The 19,584-nt window shown below is 69.5% G+C and carries 17 protein-coding genes and 1 riboswitch; of the genes, 8 read left to right on the forward strand and 9 right to left on the reverse strand.

The genetic code is table 11. The annotated features are described in order from the left end of the window. The first annotated feature begins 97 nt into the window (after positions 1–97). Both def and ACZ601_RS28705 read left to right on the forward strand, forming a co-directional pair. Positions 98–745, forward strand: a complete 648-nt coding sequence (gene def, locus ACZ601_RS28700) for a peptide deformylase (protein ID WP_469543295.1) — start codon at positions 98–100, stop codon at positions 743–745. Between the two features lie 162 nt (positions 746–907). Beyond that, the gene (locus tag ACZ601_RS28705) at positions 908–1,639 is read left to right on the forward strand and encodes a D-Ala-D-Ala carboxypeptidase family metallohydrolase (protein ID WP_440573740.1); all 732 of its coding nucleotides are present in this window, start codon (positions 908–910) and stop codon (positions 1,637–1,639) included. A gap of 76 nt (positions 1,640–1,715) precedes the next feature. Here the strand turns inward: ACZ601_RS28705 and ACZ601_RS28710 are convergent, their stop codons facing one another. After that, complete coding sequence (locus tag ACZ601_RS28710; protein ID WP_469543298.1) at positions 1,716–3,632, reverse strand: family 20 glycosylhydrolase; 1,917 nt, start codon at positions 3,630–3,632, stop codon at positions 1,716–1,718. Positions 3,633–3,721: 89 nt separating this feature from the next. Next, positions 3,722–4,696 (reverse strand): helix-turn-helix domain-containing protein, encoded by a 975-nt coding sequence (locus tag ACZ601_RS28715; RefSeq protein WP_469543300.1) that lies wholly within the window; start codon positions 4,694–4,696, stop codon positions 3,722–3,724. Positions 4,697–4,777: 81 nt separating this feature from the next. On the opposite strand from ACZ601_RS28715, the gene ACZ601_RS28720 reads away from it, so the two are divergent. Next, on the forward strand, positions 4,778–4,990 hold the full coding sequence (locus ACZ601_RS28720; RefSeq protein ID WP_469543304.1) for a hypothetical protein: 213 nt from the start codon (positions 4,778–4,780) through the stop codon (positions 4,988–4,990). 5 nt (positions 4,991–4,995) lie between these two features. Here ACZ601_RS28720 and ACZ601_RS28725 read toward each other — a convergent pair whose 3' ends face one another. From ACZ601_RS28725 to ACZ601_RS28750, 6 genes are all read right to left on the reverse strand, one after another. Continuing rightward, on the reverse strand, positions 4,996–6,012 hold the full coding sequence (locus tag ACZ601_RS28725; RefSeq protein WP_469543306.1) for a ribonucleotide-diphosphate reductase subunit beta: 1,017 nt from the start codon (positions 6,010–6,012) through the stop codon (positions 4,996–4,998). Next, positions 6,012–8,408, reverse strand: coding sequence for a ribonucleoside-diphosphate reductase subunit alpha (locus tag ACZ601_RS28730; protein WP_469543309.1), 2,397 nt, complete (start codon positions 8,406–8,408; stop codon positions 6,012–6,014). The genes ACZ601_RS28725 and ACZ601_RS28730 overlap by 1 nt, the downstream gene beginning before the upstream one ends. Before the next feature lie 140 nt (positions 8,409–8,548). Beyond that, a riboswitch (cobalamin riboswitch) is annotated at positions 8,549–8,671 on the reverse strand. A gap of 54 nt (positions 8,672–8,725) precedes the next feature. Beyond that, on the reverse strand, positions 8,726–9,238 hold the full coding sequence (locus tag ACZ601_RS28735) for a GNAT family N-acetyltransferase (RefSeq protein WP_469543312.1): 513 nt from the start codon (positions 9,236–9,238) through the stop codon (positions 8,726–8,728). 112 nt (positions 9,239–9,350) lie between these two features. After that, entirely contained in the window at positions 9,351–10,979 is a 1,629-nt protein-coding gene (mctP, locus tag ACZ601_RS28740; RefSeq protein WP_469543315.1) for a monocarboxylate uptake permease MctP, read from the reverse strand. Further along, the gene (locus tag ACZ601_RS28745) at positions 10,976–11,251 is read right to left on the reverse strand and encodes a DUF3311 domain-containing protein (protein ID WP_440573748.1); all 276 of its coding nucleotides are present in this window, start codon (positions 11,249–11,251) and stop codon (positions 10,976–10,978) included. The genes mctP and ACZ601_RS28745 overlap by 4 nt, the downstream gene beginning before the upstream one ends. Positions 11,252–11,497: 246 nt before the next feature. Then, the gene (locus tag ACZ601_RS28750; RefSeq protein ID WP_440573768.1) at positions 11,498–12,268 is read right to left on the reverse strand and encodes a GntR family transcriptional regulator; all 771 of its coding nucleotides are present in this window, start codon (positions 12,266–12,268) and stop codon (positions 11,498–11,500) included. Between the two features lie 281 nt (positions 12,269–12,549). Between ACZ601_RS28750 and ACZ601_RS28755 the strand changes: the two genes are divergently transcribed. The 4 genes from ACZ601_RS28755 (at position 12,550) to ACZ601_RS28770 (ending at position 17,295) form a co-directional block, all read left to right on the forward strand. Then, the gene (locus tag ACZ601_RS28755; protein WP_469543318.1) at positions 12,550–13,833 is read left to right on the forward strand and encodes an extracellular solute-binding protein; all 1,284 of its coding nucleotides are present in this window, start codon (positions 12,550–12,552) and stop codon (positions 13,831–13,833) included. Positions 13,834–13,931: 98 nt separating this feature from the next. After that, on the forward strand, positions 13,932–14,924 hold the full coding sequence (locus ACZ601_RS28760; protein ID WP_469543321.1) for a carbohydrate ABC transporter permease: 993 nt from the start codon (positions 13,932–13,934) through the stop codon (positions 14,922–14,924). After that, on the forward strand, positions 14,921–15,751 hold the full coding sequence (locus ACZ601_RS28765; protein WP_469543324.1) for a carbohydrate ABC transporter permease: 831 nt from the start codon (positions 14,921–14,923) through the stop codon (positions 15,749–15,751). The genes ACZ601_RS28760 and ACZ601_RS28765 overlap by 4 nt, the downstream gene beginning before the upstream one ends. Before the next feature lie 8 nt (positions 15,752–15,759). Continuing rightward, positions 15,760–17,295 carry a glycoside hydrolase family 3 protein gene (locus ACZ601_RS28770; protein ID WP_469543326.1) on the forward strand — a complete coding sequence of 512 codons (1,536 nt, stop codon included), beginning with the start codon at positions 15,760–15,762 and terminating at the stop codon, positions 17,293–17,295. Between the two features lie 199 nt (positions 17,296–17,494). On the opposite strand, the gene nagB is transcribed toward ACZ601_RS28770, so the two are convergent. After that, positions 17,495–18,280 (reverse strand): glucosamine-6-phosphate deaminase, encoded by a 786-nt coding sequence (gene nagB, locus ACZ601_RS28775; protein ID WP_327338949.1) that lies wholly within the window; start codon positions 18,278–18,280, stop codon positions 17,495–17,497. Between the two features lie 226 nt (positions 18,281–18,506). On the opposite strand from nagB, the gene ACZ601_RS28780 reads away from it, so the two are divergent. Beyond that, on the forward strand, positions 18,507–19,577 hold the full coding sequence (locus ACZ601_RS28780) for an SIS domain-containing protein (protein ID WP_440573754.1): 1,071 nt from the start codon (positions 18,507–18,509) through the stop codon (positions 19,575–19,577). Positions 19,578–19,584 lie beyond the last annotated feature (7 nt).

Here is a 19,584-nt window from a genome sequence, read left to right on the forward strand (position 1 = left end):
GTAGGCTGTACGCGCACCGATTCCGGTGCTCGGGTGCCCGGGTCCTCGCGAGCCGCAGATCCCGGATCTCAGCTTGTGAGGAAGGCGTACGGCGGACATGGCGCAGGAGCAGACGGACGAGCAGATCAGCGTCGACGGCGTCGACAGCGAGGGGTTTCTCGTCGACACGGAGGACTGCGAGGCGCGTGAGGCGGCCTACCGCGAGCGCGGCACCTCGCGCCCGATCACGGTGGTGGGCAATCCGGTCCTGCACAAGGAGTGCAAGGCCGTCACGGAGTTCGACGACAAGCTGGCCACGCTGATCGACGACATGTTCGCCAGCCAGCGGACGGCGGAGGGCGTGGGCCTGGCCGCCAACCAGATCGGCGTCGACCTCAAGGTCTTCGTCTACGACTGCCCGGACGACGACGGGGTGCGGCACACCGGCGTCATCTGCAACCCGGTGCTGGACGAGCTGGCGCCCGAGGAGCGCGTCCTGGACGACGCCAACGAGGGCTGCCTCTCGGTCCCGACGGCGTACGCCTCGCTGGCCCGCCCGGACTACGCGGTGGTGCGCGGACAGGACGCGAAGGGCAACCCGGTCAAGGTGCGGGGCAACGGCTACTTCGCCCGCTGCCTCCAGCACGAGACGGACCACCTGTACGGGTACCTGTACATCGACCGGCTCTCCAAGCGCGACCGCAAGGACGCGCTCCGGCAGATGGAGGAGAACACCCCGCGCTACGAGATCGTGCCGAACAGCTGAACCGGCTGAGCGCACAGATGTGCGGGGCCCTGTCCCGGTTCGCCGGGCGGGGCCCCGCCGCTTCTCCCTCCCGTCAACCTGCCTTCTCTCAGGTGTAGTTGACGCGCGTCGACTCGTCCGACAGTCTCTCTGTCCACACCTTCGTCGTGGTAGGGAGCCCCCATGTTCAGACGTTCCGCGAGACTCCTGCTCGGCCTTGTCATGACCATGGCTTTCGCGCTGGGCGGGGCCGTGGTCACGGCCGGCACGGCCCAGGCCGACGGCTGCTACACCTGGACCCGCACGCTGTCCTCCGGCGCCACCGGCAACGATGTCGTCCAGCTCCAGATCCGGGTGGCCGGATACCCCGGGTACAACTCCGTACTCGCCGTGGACGGCTCCTACGGACCCGCCACCACCGCCGCCGTCAAGCGCTTCCAGGCCGCCTACGGGCTGGCCGCCGACGGCGTCGCGGGCCCCGCCACCCAGGCCAAGCTCTACGCCCTCCAGGACAACGACTGCACGCCCGTCCACTTCACCTACGCCGAACTCAACAAGTGCAACAGCACCTGGGCCGGTGGCGCGGTCGCGGCGGGCACGGCCAAGGCCAACGCGCTGAGCACCATGTGGAAGCTGGAGGCGCTGCGCCACGCGCTCGGTGACCGTCCCATCACCATCAACAGCGGATTCCGCTCCACGTCCTGCAACAGTTCGGTCGGCGGCGCCTCGAACAGCCGCCATCTGTACGGCGACGCGGCCGACCTGGGCGGCATCGCCTTCTGCACCCTGGCCAAGGAGGCCCGCAACCACGGGTTCAACGGAATCCTCGGCCCCGGCTACCCGGACCACAACGACCACGTCCACGTGAACCAGGGGCCGAGCCACTTCTGGTCGGCGCCCAACTGCGGTATCTGACTCCGGCCCGGTCCGCGGAACGGAGCCCCGGCACACGTGTGGGGCCCGCCGTCACGGCGGGCCCCACAGTCGCGCGTCAGGCGGATTTCGCTGTCAGGCGCGTCCCGCCCGTCGTCTGTACCGCCGCGCCGTCCCCGGCCCGCTCCGTCAGCCGGAGCTGCGAGACGGCGTTGCGCAGGACCAGCGCACCGGCCCCGGTGTCCAGCTGCCAGCGCTGGGTGCGCGCGTCCGCCGAGCAGGTCCCGAGCGACAGTTCGGCACCCACCTCCAGCGGTGCGCCCAGGTACTTCTTCCCGCGCACCGCGTCCAGACACATCCCGTTCCCGGCCGAGCGGACGGTGTAGTACCCGTCGGCGGTCGCGGTCAGCGTCCAGCCGTCCGCCGCGCCCTTGGTCAGGGACACCCCGGAGTCCGCGCCCGGCGCGAGCGCCTTCGCACCCGCTGTCAGACGGTAGGTGCCGTCGGCCAGCGGGGCGCGGTCGGTGTTCGCCCAGCCGGGAGCGTGACCGATCCGCCGGGCCAGCGCCTCGAAACCGGCGTACGTGTCACTCGGCTTCGGGCCGCCCCAGGTGGCCTGGGCGATGAAGCGCAGCGGCATGAAGACCTTCGCCTCGACCTCGTTCTCCGTCTCGGCGGCCGCGCTGTCCGGCCAGAGGCTGATCTTCGCACCGGTCAGGTTCGCCGCCGTGGCGGGCAGCGTCTCGCCCTCGAAGCTCAGCGGCGTCCAGTCGCTCTCGTACAGCTTCCGGGTGTCCATCGTGAAGCCGCCGCGCACCAGGTACAGCGAGTACGCGGAGTTCATCACCGGACGTCCCTCGGCCAGCAGCTCCGACGGCTGCTCGATGGAGTCGCCGCCCAGCCAGTGCTCGACCGCGATGTCGCGGTCCAGTGGCACGGTGGCGTTGTGGCCGGTCAGCCCGTCGTTCCAGATCCGCAGCGACCTGCCGCCGGCCTTCACATGCGCGTTGACCTGGTTGATGAAGTCGACGAAGAGATCGTCGGGGGTGGCAGAGGCGCCCCACTTCGCGGTCGCGGCGGTCTGCAGCTGCGGGTAGTCCGGATACGAGGAGCCGATCATGTACTCGTCGGCGCCCATGTGCCAGGTGCGGGTGTCCCACACCTTCAGGGCCTCGTCGACCAGGGAGGTGTAGTACGTCAGCGCCTCGGGCCGCGAGATGTCCAGCCGGGGCGGTGAGGCGACACCGTCCTTGTCCTTGAGCTGGAGCTCCGGGTGGTTCTCCAGGTAGGTGTCCATGTGGCCGGGGGAGTTGATCTCCGGCACCAGCTCGATGTGGTACTTCTTCGCCATCGCGGCCAGGGACCGGATCTGCGGCTTGGTGTAGTAACCCCAGAACGCGGACTCCGGGTCGGTGTCGCTCCTGACCTTCGCCTCGATCCAGAGCTGGTTGAGCTTCTGCGAGGCCATGTCCTTCATCAGCCGCTCGAACCACGGCAGCGACACGTTGATGTAGCAGCCGCAGACCCCGACGCCGCGCTCCCGGTACGCGGGCACATCGGTTGCCGAGCCCCGGGCGGCGCGGCCGTCGTCGTTCAGCAGCTGGAGCACGGTGCGCGAACCGTAGAACACCCCTGTGGAGGTCGCTGCGGTGACCGTGATCCGGTCCCCGACGTCGAGCCGGTAGCCCTCGGCGCCCAGCGCCCCCTTGAGGGACGCGTCCTGGCGCAGCACCACGTCGCCGGACCTGGCCCGGCCCCGTGACACCGGGGCGCCGCCCTTCAGCTCGCCGGCGAACCTCTTCGCGTCGGCGGCGATGCGCTGGTCCCGTACCCCGTCCAGCACGATCCTGGCCCGGTCCGTGAGGGTGAACTCGCCCTTCCCCGGCTGCCACTGCTGCAGCGAGGGCAGCACCTCCGGCGGCGGGGCGGCGGCCGGTCCGTCCACGGCGGCGGCGCTCTGCCAGGGCAGCAGTGTGGCGGCGAGCGCGGCCACCACCGCCCCGATGGTCCTTCGTCTTGCCGTCCGGATGTCCATCGTCAGAGCCTGGCCCGCCACCGGGCCCCGGTCCATGGACAGGTGCGGGAAAGGCTTGGACGAATGATCGGATGTCAACGCGGCCGGGCTCAGGCGACTTCGGTCAGCTCCGACGGCCCGCGGAAGGTCCTGCGGTACGCGTTCGGCGTGGTGCCCAAGGAACGTACGAACTGGTGGCGCAGGGCTGCGGCATTGCCGAAGCCCGCCAGTCCCGCGATCGTGTCCATCGTTTCGTCCGATGTCTCCAGGAGGTGCTGGGCCAGCAGCACCCGCTGGCGCAGCAGCCAGCGGTACGGCGTGGTGCCCGTCTCCTGCTGGAAGCGCCGGGCGAAGGTGCGCGGCGACATGTGCGCCTGGGTGGCGAGCTGCTCGACGGTCATCTCCTCGTTCAGATGCCGCTCCATCCACACCAGGGTCTCACCGACCGTGTCGCAGCGGTCGCGGGGCAGCGGCCGCTGGATGTACTGGGCCTGCCCGCCGTCCCGGTGCGGCGGCACCACCATGCGGCGGGCGATGGTGTTGGCGGCGGCGGGCCCGTACGCCTGGCGGACCAGGTGCAGACAGGCGTCGATGCCCGCGGCCGTGCCCGCAGAGGTGATGACGGAGCCCTCGTCCACGTACAGCACGTCGGGCTCGACGCAGGCGCGCGGGAAGCGGCGGGCCAGCGCGTCGGAGTGGCGCCAGTGCGTGGTGCAGCGGCGGCCGTCCAGCAGTCCGGCCGCGCCCAGCACGAACGCCCCCGAGCAGACGCTCAGCACCCGGGCACCCCGGTCCACGGCCCGGCGCAGCGCCTCCAGGACCTCTTCCGGGTACTCCCGGTCCGTGAAGTGGCTGCCGGCCGGTACGGCGATGAGGTCGGCCTCCTCCAGGCGGTCGAGGCCGTGCGGGGTGCTGATGGTGAACCCCGCGTGCGTCTGGAGCACCGGGCCATCGGCGGAGACCACGGCGAAGTCGTGCACCGGCAGGCCCTCCTCGCTGCGGTCGAGCCCGAACACCTCGCAGAGCACGCCGAGTTCGAAGGGGTGGACCTCGTCGAGCAGCAGGACGGCGACGTTTTTCAGCATGCCCCCAGTGTGGCAGTAATTCGATGCTCCATGACAGTCCTGCCACTGCCGGATCTCGTCCGGACGGACGACAGTAGAGGCATGAACACATTCACGAACGTCCTGGGCATATCCGCAGTTATCACCCTCGTCCTGCTCCCGGCGCTGATCGGGATCGTCCGCGAGCTCCGCATCGACCGCGAGCTCAGGAACGCGGAACGGAGCCGGAGAACCGCACCACCGGAAACGGCGGACGCCGCGCAGCCGGTGAAGGCCGCACGGCGTCCGCAGTTGAGGAGCTGGGCGAGGGTCTGAAGGGCTCAGAACTCGTCGTCGAAGCCGACCGTGCCCTCGACCGCCACCTGGTAGGCCGAGGGGCGGCGCTCGAAGAAGTTCGTCAGCTCCTGCACGCCCTGGAGCTCCATGAAGGAGAACGGGTTCTCGGAGCCGTACACCGCCGGGAAGCCCAGCCGTTCGAGCCGCTGGTCGGCGACGCACTCCAGGTACTCGCGCATGGACTCGGTGTTCATGCCCGGCAGCCCCTCGCCGCACAGGTCGCGGCCGAACTGCAGCTCCGCCTCGACGGCTTCCTTCAGCATGTCGGTGACCTGCTGCTGGAGGGCGTCGTCGAAGAGCTCCGGCTCCTCCTTGCGGACGGTGTCCACGACCTCGAACGCGAAGTTCATGTGCATGGTCTCGTCACGGAAGACCCAGTTGGTGCCCGTGGCGAGGCCGTGCAGCAGACCGCGCGAACGGAACCAGTACACGTAGGCGAACGCGCCGTAGAAGAACAGCCCCTCGATGCACGCCGCGAAGCAGATCAGGTTCAGCAGGAAGCGGCGGCGGTCGGCCTTCGACTCCAGCCGGTCGATCTTCTCGACCGAGTCCATCCACTTGAAGCAGAACTGCGCCTTCTCGCGGATCGACGGAATCTCCTCGACCGCGTCGAAGGCCGCCGCCCGGTCGTCCGGGTCGGGCAGATAGGTGTCCAGCAGCGTCAGATAGAACTGGACGTGCACGGCCTCCTCGAAGAGCTGCCGCGACAGGTACAGCCGCGCCTCCGGGGAGTTGATGTGCTTGTACAGCGTCAGCACGAGGTTGTTGGAGACGATCGAGTCACCGGTCGCGAAGAACGCGACGAGCCGACCGATCATGTGCTGCTCGCCCGGCGACAGCTTGGCGAGGTCGGCGACGTCGGAGTGCAGGTCGACCTCCTCCACCGTCCAGGTGTTCTTGATCGCGTCCCGGTAGCGCTCGTAGAAGTCCGGGTAGCGCATGGGCCGCAGGGTCAGTTCGAAGCCCGGGTCGAGCAGGTTCTTGTGGTCGTTGGTGCTCATTACTGGCAGGCCTCGCAGGACTCGGGGTTTTCGAGGGAGCAGGCGATCGCGTCCGCGTCGGGCGCGGCCGCCTGCTGTACGGGAATGGGGGCGGCGGCCGCGACCTGCCCGGACGCCGCACGGGCGATCCGGGTCGCCGGGCGCGAGCGCAGGTAGTACGTCGTCTTCAGCCCCTGCTTCCAGGCGTACGCGTACATCGAGGAGAGCTTGCCGATCGTCGGCGTCTCCAGGAACAGGTTCAGCGACTGGCTCTGGTCCAGGAACGGCGTACGGGCCGCCGCCATGTCGATCAGTCCGCGCTGCGGGATCTCCCACGCCGTGCGGTACAGCGCCCGCACGTCCTCGGGGATCCAGGCGAAGCCCTGCACGGAGCCGCTGGCCTCACGCAGCGCCTCGCGGGTCCGCGCGTCCCACACGCCGAGCCGCTTCAGCTCGTCCACCAGGTAGGCGTTGACCTGGAGGAACTCACCGCTGAGCGTCTCGCGCTTGAAGAGGTTGGAGACCTGCGGCTCGATGCACTCGTACACGCCCGCGATGGACGCGATCGTTGCGGTCGGCGCGATGGCCAGGAGCAGCGAGTTCCGCATGCCGGTCTTCGCGACCCGGGCGCGCAGCGCGTCCCAGCGCTCCGGCCAGTTCAGCTCGGTGTCGTAGTGGTCGGGGTGCAGCACGCCGCGTGCGGCACGCGTCTCGGACCAGGCGGGGAGGGGGCCCGACCGCTCGGCGAGATCGCAGGACGCCTCGTAGGCCGCGAGCATGATCCGCTCGGAGATCTTCGTGGAGAGCGCGCGGGCCTCTGCGGAGTCGAAGGGCAGCCGCAGCTGGAAGAAGACGTCCTGGAGGCCCATCGCGCCCAGGCCCACCGGCCGCCAGCGGGCGTTGGAGCGCCCGGCCTGCTCGGTCGGGTAGAAGTTGATGTCCACGACCCGGTCCAGGAAGGTCACGGCGGTGCGCACGGTGGCGTCGAGCCGCTCCCAGTCGATCGTGCCGCCGTCGACGAACGCGCCGAGGTTGACCGAACCGAGGTTGCAGACGGCCGTCTCGCCGTCGTCGGTGACCTCAAGGATCTCCGTGCACAGGTTCGAGGAGTGCACGACGCGGCCGGGCTCCGCGGTCTGGTTCGCGGTCCGGTTGGAGGCGTCCTTGAACGTCATCCAGCCCTGGCCGGTCTGGGCGAGGGTCCGCATCATCCGGCCGTACAGCTCACGGGCCGGCATGGTCTTGCGGGCCAGGCCCTTGGCCTCTGCCGCCCGGTAGGCGGCGTCGAACGCGTCGCCCCACAGGTCCACCAGCTCGGGCACATCGGCCGGGGAGAACAGCGACCAGGTGGAGTCCGCGTCGACCCGGCGCATGAACTCGTCCGGGATCCAGTGCGCCAGGTTCAGGTTGTGCGTGCGCCGCTGGTCCTCGCCCGTGTTGTCGCGCAGCTCCAGGAACTCCTCGATGTCCGCGTGCCAGGTCTCCAGGTAGACGGCGGCGGCGCCCTTGCGCCGGCCGCCCTGGTTGACCGCCGCGACGGAGGCGTCGAGCGTCTTCAGGAACGGGACGATGCCGTTGGAGTGCCCGTTGGTGCCCCGGATCAGCGAACCTCGGGCCCTGATGCGGGAGTACGAGAGGCCGATGCCGCCCGCGTGCTTGGAGAGGCGCGCCACCTGGTGGTAGCGGTCGTAGATCGAGTCCAGCTCGTCCAGCGGCGAGTCCAGCAGATAGCAGGAGGACATCTGCGGGTGCCGGGTACCGGAGTTGAAGAGGGTGGGGGAGGAGGGCAGGTAGTCCAGCCGGCTCATCAGCCGGTACAGGGCCGCGACCTCGTCCAGCGCGTGCTCCGAGTTGTCCTCCGCGAGCCCGGCGGCCACCCGCAGCATGAAGTGCTGGGGGGTCTCGACGACCTGGCGGGTGATCGGGTGGCGCAGCAGGTAGCGGCTGTGCAGGGTGCGCAGTCCGAAGTAGCCGAAGCGGTCGTCGGCGCCGTCGGTGAGCGCCTGTCCCACCAGGGCGTCCAGGGCGGCCGCGTGCAGCGTCACGAACTCGGCGGTGCGGTCCGCGATCAGGCCCTCGCGGTGTCCGACGGCGACCGAGGCGGAGAAGGACGTCGAGCCCTGCCCGGCCGCCTCGTCCGCGATGGAGCGGGTGAGCAGCCGGGCGGCGAGCCGGGAGTAGGCGGGGTCCTCGGAGATCAGGCCGGCGGCCGCCTCTGTGGCCAGCGAGCGCAGCTCGGCCTCGTCCGACCGGGCGTTGCGGCCGCGCAGCGCGGCGGCGGCGACGCGTCCGGGGTCGGTGTCGGGCAGATCCGCGGTGAGGGCGGTGAGGGTCCGCAGCAGTGCGGTGCCCGGTCCGTCGCTCGTGGTTCCCGTTGATTCGGCCGCTGAAACCGGATCGGCTGGCGCGATGGTCACGTGGTGCTCTCCCTCGCTCGGCTCTGGGCCGACGGGGGAGCGGGGGCAGCCGGGCGGAGCGGGGCCCGTTCGGGCAGCACTCCGTGCGGCGTCCACCGGCCCATCCACGAGGCCCGGACGTCTGGGCGTCCGGTTCGGTCGAGCCGGACGCGCTGTCGGCAGGTCCTCGGACTCGGGGTGCGCAAAAGCACACCGATCACACCGTTGCGGGACAGTTCCGGATTCGCACCGGATTTCCCTGCGGCGACAGCGAGCACGAGCATACATGTGGGGGCCGCCCGATGAGGCAGCCCCCACATGTTGTGTCGCGTGGCCGATCAGGAGACCGCCGGGAACTCCAGTCGGTACGTCAGCAGCGAGAGCCCCTCGATCGGATACCAGTCCCTTTCCGGGGTCCGGACGAAGCCGAGGCGCCCGTAGATCCTATGGGCCCCGCGCATGGCCGGCTGCGTCGAGAGGACGATTCCGGTGACCCCCGCGGTGGCCCGTGCGCGGTCGATGCAGGCCCGGACGAGCGCCTCGCCCGCCCCGGCCCCGCGGGCCTCCCGGGAGACCGCGAGCATCCGGAACTCGGCCTCGTCCGGCGTCGCGATATCGGCCCAGCGGTTGCCCGGCGGCGCGTAGGTGACCCCGCCGAGGACGCGGCCCCGGGCGTCCGTCGCGACGAGCACCTCGGCCTCCTCGGCCCGCCGGGGGACGTCGCGCAGCTGTACCAGGTACGGGTCGTCGGCGCCGTAGTCCAGCAGCCCGTCCCCGAGATAGGCCTCGGCGGTGATCTCGCCTAGGGCGGCGTACTCGGCGGGCTCGATCGGCCTGATGGTTATGTCCATGCACGGAAGTCTGCCGCACCTCCGGGCGGCGACGGCACGGGGTTTTCGCCGGACGTGCGAACGGGCCGCCGCACCCCACGTGCTGGGGGTGCGGCGGCCCGTGGCGCCGTGGTCAGTGACCGCCGGGCGCACCGGCCGTGGCCGGCGGGAGCTCCGTCTTCACGCCCGGGTCGCCCGCGTCCGCGGTGTAGTCGCCGGGAGAGGTCTCGTCGAGTCCGGCAGGCGCCTTCAGGGCGTTCAGGACGAAGGTGAGGACGACGGTCACCACGATGTTCAGTACGAACGCCGTCAGGCCGATGTAGCCGATCTCACCGATGCCCGGGATCTCCTTGGAAGACCCGCCGAAGTGCGCCTGGGTGGGACTGGCGACCCCGTAGGCGGCGGCCGTCCCGTAGACCATGCCGACCGCCCAGCCAGCGAGCAGCGCCCAGCGGTGGAACCAGCGGGTGAACAGTCCGCCGACCAGGGCGGGCATCGTCTGGAGGATCCAGATGCCGCCGAGCAGCTGGAAGTTGATCGCGACCGTCTTGTCCATGGTGAGGACGAAGGCGAGCGCGCCGACCTTCACCAGCAGCGAGACCAGCTTGGAGACCTTGGTCTCCTGCTCGGGCGTCGCGTCGGGCTTCAGGAAGTCCTTGTAGATGTTCCGGGTGAAGAGGTTCGCCGCCGCGATCGACATGATCGCCGCGGGGACCAGGGCGCCGATGCCGATGGCGGCGAACGCCACGCCCGCGAACCAGTCGGGGAACATGTCCTCGAACAGCTGCGGGATCGCCAGCTGGCCGTTGTCCACCTTGACCCCGGCGGCGATCGCCATGAAGCCGAGCAGCGCGAGCAGGCCCAGCATCAGCGAGTACAGCGGCAGGATCGTGGTGTTGCGGCGGATCACGTTGCGGCTGCGGCTGGAGAGCGTCGCCGTGATCGAGTGCGGGTACATGAAGAGCGCCAGCGCCGAGCCCAACGCCAGTGTGGCGTAACCCCACTGGCCGTCCACGCCGGGCGCGAGCGCACCGGTCGGCTTACCGCCCGGCGGGCCGTTGAACTTCTCCTGCGCGGCGGCGAAGATGTCGTGGAAGCCGCCGAGCTTGATCGGGATGTAGATGATCGCCACGGCGATGACCAGGTAGATCAGCCCGTCCTTGACGAACGCGATCAGCGCGGGCGCGCGCAGCCCCGAGGAGTACGTGTACGCGGCGAGCACCGCGAACGCGATCAGCAGCGGCAGGTCCTTGACGAACCAGTTGGTGTCCTCGCCGCCGCCGACGCCCATCACGTCCAGCACCGCCTGGATGCCGACGAGCTGGAGCGCGATGTACGGCATGGTGGCGAGGATGCCGGTGACCGCGACGGCCAGCGACAGCCCCTTGGAGCCGAACCGGCCGCGGACGAAGTCCGAGGTGGTGACGTAGCCGTGCTTGTGCGAGACCGACCACAGGCGCGGCAGGAAGGTGAAGATCAGCGGGTACACCAGGATGGTGTAGGGCACCGCGAAGAAGCCGGCCGCGCCGGCCGCGTAGATCGCCGCGGGCACGGCGACGAAGGTGTACGCGGTGTAGAGGTCGCCGCCGAGCAGGAACCAGGTGACCCAGGTACCGAAGGACCGTCCTCCCAGGCCCCATTCGTCGAGGCTGGCCTCGTTCTCCGCCTTGCGCCAGCGGGCGGCCATGAAGCCGACGACCGTGACGGCCAGGAAGAAGAAGATGAAGACACCGAGCGCGATGCCGTTCACGCCGTCCTTCATGCGGACGCACCCCCCTTGCGCGCGCGCTGGTCACGCTGCCACAGCTTGTACGCGATCATCGTGAGTGCGGTCGAGATGAGCACCCAGAGCATCTGGTACCAGTAGAAGAACGGGATGCCGATGAAGGTCGGGTCGATCTTGGCGTACGAACCCACCCAGAGCATCGCCACGAACGGCGCGATGAGGCAGAGCGCGATGACCACCCGCACGGGTGTGACCGTGGGTGGTGCCGCTCCTGGTTCCGCTGGCTTTCCTACTGGTTCTTCCGGCATGGCGGCGACTCCGTCCCCTCGCTGATCACCGATGTAATGCGCAGGAAATCTAGGCGAGGGTCCCGCCCAGCGTCACCCCCTGTCCGCATTGCGGTCCGGCAACGGTCTTCCGTCCGGTGGCCGGTGGCTGCGGCGGTCCTCGGTGTCGGGGAAGTGGTGCAGACCAATGACGGTACGAAGTCCCTGCCCGGAGCACGGAAAAGCCCTCGTGGAATCGCTTCCACGAGGGCTTCAGGAGTGCTGAGCTCAGTCCAGCGGGCGCTTGAGGCGGGCCACGAACTTGTAGCGGTCGCCCCGGTAGACCGAACGGACCCACTCGACCGGCTCGCCCTGCTCGTCCAGCGAGTGCCGGGACAGCATCAGCATCGGCAGGCCCACGTCCGTACCGAGCAGTCCGGCCTCGCTCGGGGTGGCGAGCGAGGTCTCGATGGTCTCCTCCGCCTCGGCCAGCCGGACGTCGTACACCTCGGCCAGGGCCGTGTAGAGCGAGGTGTACTTCACCAGCGAACGCCGCAGCGCCGGGAAGCGTTTGGCCGAAAGGTGGGTGGTCTCGATCGCCATCGGCTCACCGCTCGCCAGTCGCAGCCGCTCGATCCGCAGCACGCGGCCGCCGGCGGTGATGTCGAGGAGCCCGGCGAGTGTGTCGTCGGCCGTGACGTAGCCGATGTCCAGCAGCTGGGACGTCGGTTCCAGTCCCTGGGCGCGCATGTCCTCGGTGTACGAGGTGAGTTGCAGGGCCTGCGAGACCTTCGGTTTGGCCACGAAGGTGCCCTTGCCCTGGATGCGCTCCAGCCGGCCCTCGACGACCAGTTCCTGGAGCGCCTGGCGCACGGTGGTGCGCGAGGTGTCGAACTCGGCGGCCAGGGTCCGTTCCGGCGGCACGGGGGTGCCGGGCGGCATCGTGTCCGTCATGTCGAGGAGATGTCGCTTCAGCCGGTAGTACTTCGGAACGCGCGCGGTGCGCGTGCCCGCGCTCGCCCCCGTATCGTTCTCCGAACTGCCCCCGTCGACGCCCATGGTCCGCCTTCCCGACTGCTGCGCTGCTGCCGTCACCGGCTCCTCCGTCTGTCGCGGCTCACATGGTGGCACGGTCCGGTCACGGCTCGTCGCCCTCCCTCAGATGTCGGTCCTATAACGGACGCGAGTGCACTTCTTATACACCCTTGACACCCCTAAAGGTCTAGGCCAAGCTCCCGGTACTGGTCTAAACCATTAAAGACCAGGTTCCAGCCCCAGTAGTACTCGTCGACGCTATTTGTGCGGTGGGCGGGGGTTGCAGCATCCCTGAGGAGGGTGGCGTGAAGCGCAAGCTCATCGCGGCGATCGGCGTCGCGGGCATGGTGTTCGGCATGGCGGCCTGTGGTTCTGACGACGACAGCGGCGACGGCAAGAAGGCCGGTGCCGAAGGATACGCGGGCCAGACCCTGACGGTCTGGACGATGTCCGGCTCGAACCCGCCCGGTTGGACCAAGACGGTCACCGACGAGTTCGAGAAGAAGACCAAGGCCAAGCTGAAGATCGAAGTCCAGGAATGGAACGGTATTCAGCAGAAGGTCACCACGGCCCTCTCCGAGTCCAACCCGCCCGACGTGCTGGAGATCGGCAACACCCAGACCCCCGCGTACGCCAAGACCGGCGGCCTCGCCGAGCTCGCGGACGTCAAGAAGGAGATCGGCGGCGACTGGCCCGACTCGATCAACGCCCCCTCCGTCTTCGAGGGCAAGCAGTACGCCCTGCCGTGGTACTTCGGCAACCGCGTCGTCATGTACAACAAGAAGGTCTTCAAGGACGCCGGTATCACCGAGACGCCGAAGACCCGCGCGGACCTCTTCAAGGCCTTCGACGCCATCAAGAAGAAGGGTGACGCCGAGCCGATCTACCTGCCCGGCCAGAACTGGTACTTCTTCGACGGTCTGCTCGTCGGTCAGGGCGTCGAGCCGGTCAAGAAGGAAGGCGACAAGTACGTCTCCAACCTGGCCGACCCGAAGGTCGCCGCGGCCATGGACGTGTACAAGAAGTACCAGTCCTACTCCAAGGCCCCCAAGGACAAGGACGAGGCCACCCCGCAGCAGGCCGAGGTCTTCGCCAAGGGCAAGACCGGCGCCATCATCGCGATGGGCTACGAGGCCGGCACGGCCATCAAGGCCAACCCGAAGCTGGAGAAGGACATCGGCTTCTTCACCATCCCCGGTGAGACCGCGGACAAGCCCGAGGGCGTCTTCCTCGGCGGCTCCAACTTCGCCGTCGCCGCGGGCAGCAAGAAGCAGGACCTCGCCAAGGAGTTCCTGAAGATCGCCCTCAGCGAGGCGAACGACGGCGCTCTCGTCAAGGAGGCCGGCTGGACCCCGAAGTCCGAGGCCATGCAGAAGTTCGCCGTGGGCCAGCCCGCCGCCGAGGCCGCCGGTCCCGCCGCGGCCAAGTCCGGTGGCACGACGCCGCTGATCCCGGAATGGGCGCCGGTCGAGAACCCGCCGAACCCGATCAAGTCCTACATGACGCTGGTCCTGCAGGGTAAGTCGTCCGCCGACGCCGCCAAGAAGGTCGAGGGCGAGCTCAACAAGCGCCTGAGCCAGCAGCAGTAGTCGCAGCAGCGCGACACACTCCGGGGCGGCGGGCATCCACCCGCCGTCCCGGCTGTACGCACCGTTCCTGTAGGGCTCTGTTGGAAGTGATGACGAGCATGGCAGTAGAGACCAATCCGTCGGACGTGGCCAAGACAGCCACCGGCCGGGGGCACGGCGGGCAGCCACCCGCCGCACCGGGCGGGAAACCCAGGCGGAAGGTGGGCGCGGGGGCCGCGGCCTATCTGCTGCTCGTGCCCGCGCTCGCCGTGACGGCGCTCCTCCTCGGCTATCCCCTGGTGAAGAACGGCATGCTGTCGTTCCAGAACCTCAACATGGGGCAGATGATCCGGCACGCCACCGAATGGAACGGGTTCAAGAACTACAAGGAGATCCTCGGTGGTGAGGACTTCTGGCGCGTCACCGTCCGCACCGTCGTCTTCACCGGCGTCAACGTCGCGCTGATCATGCTGTTCGGCACGCTGATCGGACTGCTGCTCGCCCGCCTCGGCAAGCGGATGCGGCTCACCCTGATGCTGGGCCTCGTGCTCGCCTGGGCGATGCCCGTCGTCGCGGCGTCCACCGTCTACCAGTGGCTCTTCGCCTCACGGTTCGGCGTCGTGAACTACGTGCTCGACAAAATCGGCTTCCACTCCATGGCCGACTACAACTGGACCGGCTCGCAGTTCTCCACCTTCTTCGTGGTCGGGCTGCTGATCGTCTGGCAGTCGATCCCCTTCGTGGCGATCAACCTCTACGCCGCCACCACGACGATCCCCAAGGAACTCTACGAAGCCGCCTCGCTCGACGGGGCCGGCAACTGGAAGAGCTTCACCCAGGTGACGTTCCCCTTCATGCGGCCCTTCCTCTACGCCACGACCTTCCTTGAGGTCATCTGGGTGTTCAAGGCGTTCCCGCAGCTCTTCACGATCAACGAGGGCGGCCCCAACCGCCTCACCGAGACGCTGCCGATCTACGCCTTCGTCGAAGGGGTCGGAAACCAGCACTACGGCATGGGCGCCGCGATCTCGCTGCTCACCATCCTGATCATGCTGGGGCTGACCTCGTACTACCTCCGCATCATTCTCAAGCAAGAGGAGGACGAGCTGTGAAGCGCTCACTGCTCGGCCGCATCTGGCCCAACGCAACGGCGATCGTCCTCTTCGCCGCCTTCGTCTTCCCCGTCTACTGGATGTTCAGCACGGCGTTCAAGCCGACCGGTGACATCATCACCGAGACGCCGGTCTGGTTCCCGACCGACGTCACGTTCGAGCACTTCAAGACGGCGTACAACGCGCCCGACTTCCTCACGCTGGTCAGGAACTCGCTGACCGTCACGCTGCTCGCGGTCGTGTTCTCGCTGATCATCGCGCTCTTCGCGTCCTTCGCCCTGGCGCGGATGCGGTTCAAGGGCCGCAAGAGCATGATCCTCGTCTTCATGATCGCGCAGATGGCCCCGTGGGAAGTCATGGTCATCGCGATCTACATGCTGGTCCGCGACGCGGACATGCTCAACAGCCTGGTCCCGCTGACCCTCTTCTACATGGTCATGGTGCTGCCCTTCACCATCCTGACGCTGCGCGGCTACGTCGCCGCCGTGCCCAAGGAGCTGGAGGAGTCCGCCATGGTCGACGGGTGCAGCCGCCCGCAGGCGTTCGTCAAGGTGATCCTGCCGCTGCTCGCCCCCGGCCTCATGGCGACCTCGCTCTTCGGCTTCGTCACGGCCTGGAACGAATTCCCGCTCGTCCTCATCCTCAACAAGGAACCCGGGTCCAAGACGCTGCCGCTGTGGCTCTCCCAGTTCCAGAGCCAGTTCGGCGACGACTGGGGCGCCACCATGGCGGCCGCCTCGATCTTCGCGGTCCCGATCCTGATCCTCTTCGTCTTCCTGCAACGCAAGGCCGTCAGCGGTCTCACCGACGGCGCAGTGAAGGGATAACGCACCCCATGACCACCCTCGTATCCACCACGGACACCGTCACCCGCGACGCACTCGCCGTCCTGCAGCCGGGGTTCACCGGCACCACGGCACCGGACTGGCTGCTGCGCCGGATCGGTGAAGGCCTCTCCTCCGTCGGGCTGTTCGGCCGCAACGTCGAGACGCCCGGACAGCTCGCCGCGCTCACCGCCCAGCTCCGCGCCGAACGCGACGACGTGCTCGTCGCGATCGACGAGGAGGGCGGCGACGTCACCAGGCTGGAGGTGCGGCACGGCTCCTCCTTCCCCGGCAACCTGGCGCTCGGCTCCGTCGACGACACCGCGCTGACCCGCGCCGTCGCGCAGGAGCTCGGCCGCCGGCTCGCGGAGTGCGGCGTCAACCTCAACTGGGCGCCGTCCGCGGACGTCAACTCCAACCCCGGCAACCCGGTCATCGGCGTACGGTCCTTCGGCGCGGACCCGCAGCTGGTCGCCCGGCACACCGCCGCGTACATCGAGGGCCTCCAGGCCGCCGGAGTCGCCGCCTGCACCAAGCACTTCCCGGGGCACGGCGACACCGCGGTCGACTCGCACCACGCGCTGCCGCGCATCGACGTGGACCTGGAGACCCTGCACGCCCGTGAACTGGTGCCCTTCCGGGCGGCCATCGCGGCGGGTTCCAAATCGGTGATGAGCGCGCATATCCTGCTTCCCGCGCTCGACCCGCACCGCCCGGCCACGCTCAGCCCGCAGATCCTCACCGGTCTGCTGCGCGAGGAGCTGGGCTACGACGGACTGATCGTCACGGACGCCGTGGAGATGCAGGCCATCGCCTCGACGTACGGGATCGAGCGCGGCTCGGTCCTCGCGATCGCGGCGGGCGCCGACGCGCTCTGTGTCGGCGGCGGTCTCGAAGACGACAGCACGGTGCTCCGGCTGCGCGACGCGCTGGTCGCGGCGGTCCGTGCCGGTGAACTGCCCGAGGAGCGGCTCGCCGACGCCGCCGCCCGGGTGCGGTCCCTCGCGTCTTGGACGCGGGCGGCCAGGGGGGCTGTCCCGGAGCCGGGCGCGGCAGTGCAGGAGGGGACCGCGCCCGGCACCGGGGACAGCACGGGCATCAGCTCCGACATCGGCCTGGTCGCGGCCCGCCGCGCGGTCGTGGTGACCGGCCCGGCCGAACCGCTCACCGGCCCGGCGTACGTCGCCGCGCTCACCCCGGTCGCGAACATCGCGGTGGGGGACGAGACCCCCTGGGGCGTCGCCGCCGAACTGGCCCGGCTGGTGCCGGGCACCGGTACGGACACCTACGGCAGCGAGCACGAGAACCTCGCCGCCGATGTGCTGCGGGCCGCGGGGGACCGGCGCGTCGTCGCGGTCGTCCGCGACGCGCACCGTCACCCGTGGATGACGGAGGCCCTGGACTCGCTGCTGGCGGCGCGTGCGGACACGATCGTGGTCGAGATGGGCGTCCCCCAGGCCGAACCCCGGGGCGCCTTCCACATCGCCACCCACGGAGCCGCCAGGGTCTGCGGCCGGGCAGCAGCAGAGGCCATCACCGCCGCCTGACCCACCCTGCCTCAATCGCCGGGGCGGCCGCCTCAAGCCCGTCCGGCGTTTGAGGACGAGGCCTGAGCACGGGGGCGCCCGCGCAACTCAAGCCCGTCCGGCGATTGAGGACAAGGCGTCCACCACGACGCACCCGCACAGACGCGAGAGGGGCCGGACACCACGCAGGTGTCCGGCCCCTCTCGCGTACCGCAGAAGACTAAATACCCTGCCACAGCGGCTTCGCCGCATACGTGGCGCGGAAGTAGTCCGCCAGCTTCAGCTTCGACGCCGCCGCCTCGTCGACCACTATCGTCGCGTGCGGGTGCATCTGGAGCGCCGACGCGGGCACCACGGAGGCCACCGGCCCCTCGACCGTCGCCGCCACGGCGTCGGCCTTGCCCTCGCCCGTCGCGAGCAGGATCGGGTGGCGGGACTCCAGGATCGTGCCGATCCCCTGGGTGATCACGTGGTGCGGCACCTGCGTGATGTCGTTGTCGAAGAAGCGCGCGTTGTCGACCCGGGTCTGTTCGGTCAGCGTCTTGATCCGGGTACGGGAGGCGAGCGAGGAGCACGGCTCGTTGAAGCCGATGTGCCCGTCGGTGCCGATGCCCAGCAGCTGGAGGTCCACCCCGCCGGCCTCCGCGAGCGCCCTGTCGTACGCCTCACAGGCGGCCTGGACGTCCTCCGCGGAGCCGTCGGGGCCCATGAACGAGGACTCGGAGAGGCCGAGCGGCTCGACGACCTCGCGCAGGACGACCGAGCGGTACGACTCCGGGTGGCCCGCCGGCAGCCCGACGTACTCGTCGAGCTGGCAGATGCGGGCGCGCGAGGCGTCCACGGCACCCGAGCGGACCTTGTCCGCCAGTGCCTGGTAGATGGGCAGCGGGGTCGAGCCGGTGGCAACGCCGAGAAGGGCGTCGGGCTTACGGCTCAGCAGGGTGCCGATGGCCCCCGCGATCAGTTCGCCGCCTGCCTTGGCGTCCGGGACGATGACAACTTCCACGCGGGGCCTGCCGATCTGGAGTGAATCATGTGGTATAGACCAATCAAAGTCCTAATCTAGCAGACCCCGCCCACCCGGACGAAGCCCCGGGCACCCGCCGGACGAACGGCGGACGACGCGTCCGCAATCCCGCCGGGTGCCGTCCGCTGGCGGCCCCTCGGTACCCCGTGTTCGACTTGGACAGGCCCCGTCCGAGGCATCGGTCCAGCACCGGGAGGCACCAGACATGTCCGCCACGTACCCGGCAGTCGAGGGCGAGCTGCCCGGCCGGATCATGTCCGGCGAGATGGCCGAGCAGCCCGCGATGCTCCGCCGCATCCTCGACGACGGAGCCCCCGCCATCCGCGCGGTGGCGGCCGAGATCGCCGCGCGCAAGCCGCGCTTCGTCCTGCTCACCGCCCGAGGCACGTCGGACAACGCGGCGCTCTACGCCAAGTACCTGATCGAGATCACGCTCGGACTGCCCTGCGGTCTGGCCTCGATGTCCACCACCACCGCGTACGGCGCGAAGCCGGATCTCAAGGATGTCCTGGTCATCACCGTCAGCCAGTCCGGCGGCTCGCCCGACCTGGTCGCGTCCACCAGGGCCGCGCGGGAGGCCGGTGCGGTGACGCTGGCCGTGACCAACAATCCGGACTCGCCGCTCGCCGCGGTCTCCGAATACCACATCGACATCCTGGCGGGCCCGGAGAAGGCGCTGCCGGCCACCAAGACGTACACCGCCTCGCTGCTGTCGCTGTACCTGTTCGTGGAGGGGCTGCGGGGCGGCGACGGGAAGGCGGCCGCGATCCTGCCGGAGCTGGCCGAGGCGGTCCTGGCCCGCAAGGACGAGGTCAAGGCCCTGGCGTCGCGCTACCGCTTTGCCGAGCGCATGGTCATCACCTCGCGCGGCTACGGCTACCCCACGGCCAAGGAAGCCGCCCTGAAGCTGATGGAGACGAGCTACATCCCCGCTCTCTCCTACTCCGGCGCCGATCTGCTGCACGGCCCGCTCGCCATGGTCGACAACATCTCCCCGGTGATCGCCGTGGTCACCGACGGCCGGGGCGGCGAGGCCCTCCAGCCGGTGCTCGACCGGCTGCGCGGGCGGGGCGCCGACCTCTTCGTGGTCGGTCCCAAGGCCCAGGTGCAAGCGGCGTCCGCGGGGTTCGTGCTGCCGACCGCCGGGGTCGCGGAGGAGGTCCAGCCGATCCTGGAGATTCTGCCGCTCCAGATGCTGGCATACGAGGTGACGATCGCCCGGGGCCAGGATCCGGACGCCCCGCGCGCACTGGCGAAGGTCACGGAAACGCGCTGAGAGCCGT

The organism is Streptomyces sp. NPDC104307 (genome assembly GCF_055584045.1).

Coding starts and splice junctions, on each gene's coding strand:
- def (WP_469543295.1), top strand. CDS start 98: ATGGCGCAGGAGCAGACGGACGAGCAGATCAGCGTCGACGGCGTCGAC.
- ACZ601_RS28705 (WP_440573740.1), top strand. CDS start 908: ATGTTCAGACGTTCCGCGAGACTCCTGCTCGGCCTTGTCATGACCATG.
- ACZ601_RS28710 (WP_469543298.1), bottom strand. CDS start 3,632: ATGGACATCCGGACGGCAAGACGAAGGACCATCGGGGCGGTGGTGGCC.
- ACZ601_RS28715 (WP_469543300.1), bottom strand. CDS start 4,696: ATGCTGAAAAACGTCGCCGTCCTGCTGCTCGACGAGGTCCACCCCTTC.
- ACZ601_RS28720 (WP_469543304.1), top strand. CDS start 4,778: ATGAACACATTCACGAACGTCCTGGGCATATCCGCAGTTATCACCCTC.
- ACZ601_RS28725 (WP_469543306.1), bottom strand. CDS start 6,012: ATGAGCACCAACGACCACAAGAACCTGCTCGACCCGGGCTTCGAACTG.
- ACZ601_RS28735 (WP_469543312.1), bottom strand. CDS start 9,238: ATGGACATAACCATCAGGCCGATCGAGCCCGCCGAGTACGCCGCCCTA.
- mctP (WP_469543315.1), bottom strand. CDS start 10,979: ATGAAGGACGGCGTGAACGGCATCGCGCTCGGTGTCTTCATCTTCTTC.
- ACZ601_RS28745 (WP_440573748.1), bottom strand. CDS start 11,251: ATGCCGGAAGAACCAGTAGGAAAGCCAGCGGAACCAGGAGCGGCACCA.
- ACZ601_RS28750 (WP_440573768.1), bottom strand. CDS start 12,268: ATGGGCGTCGACGGGGGCAGTTCGGAGAACGATACGGGGGCGAGCGCG.
- ACZ601_RS28760 (WP_469543321.1), top strand. CDS start 13,932: ATGGCAGTAGAGACCAATCCGTCGGACGTGGCCAAGACAGCCACCGGC.
- ACZ601_RS28770 (WP_469543326.1), top strand. CDS start 15,760: ATGACCACCCTCGTATCCACCACGGACACCGTCACCCGCGACGCACTC.
- ACZ601_RS28780 (WP_440573754.1), top strand. CDS start 18,507: ATGTCCGCCACGTACCCGGCAGTCGAGGGCGAGCTGCCCGGCCGGATC.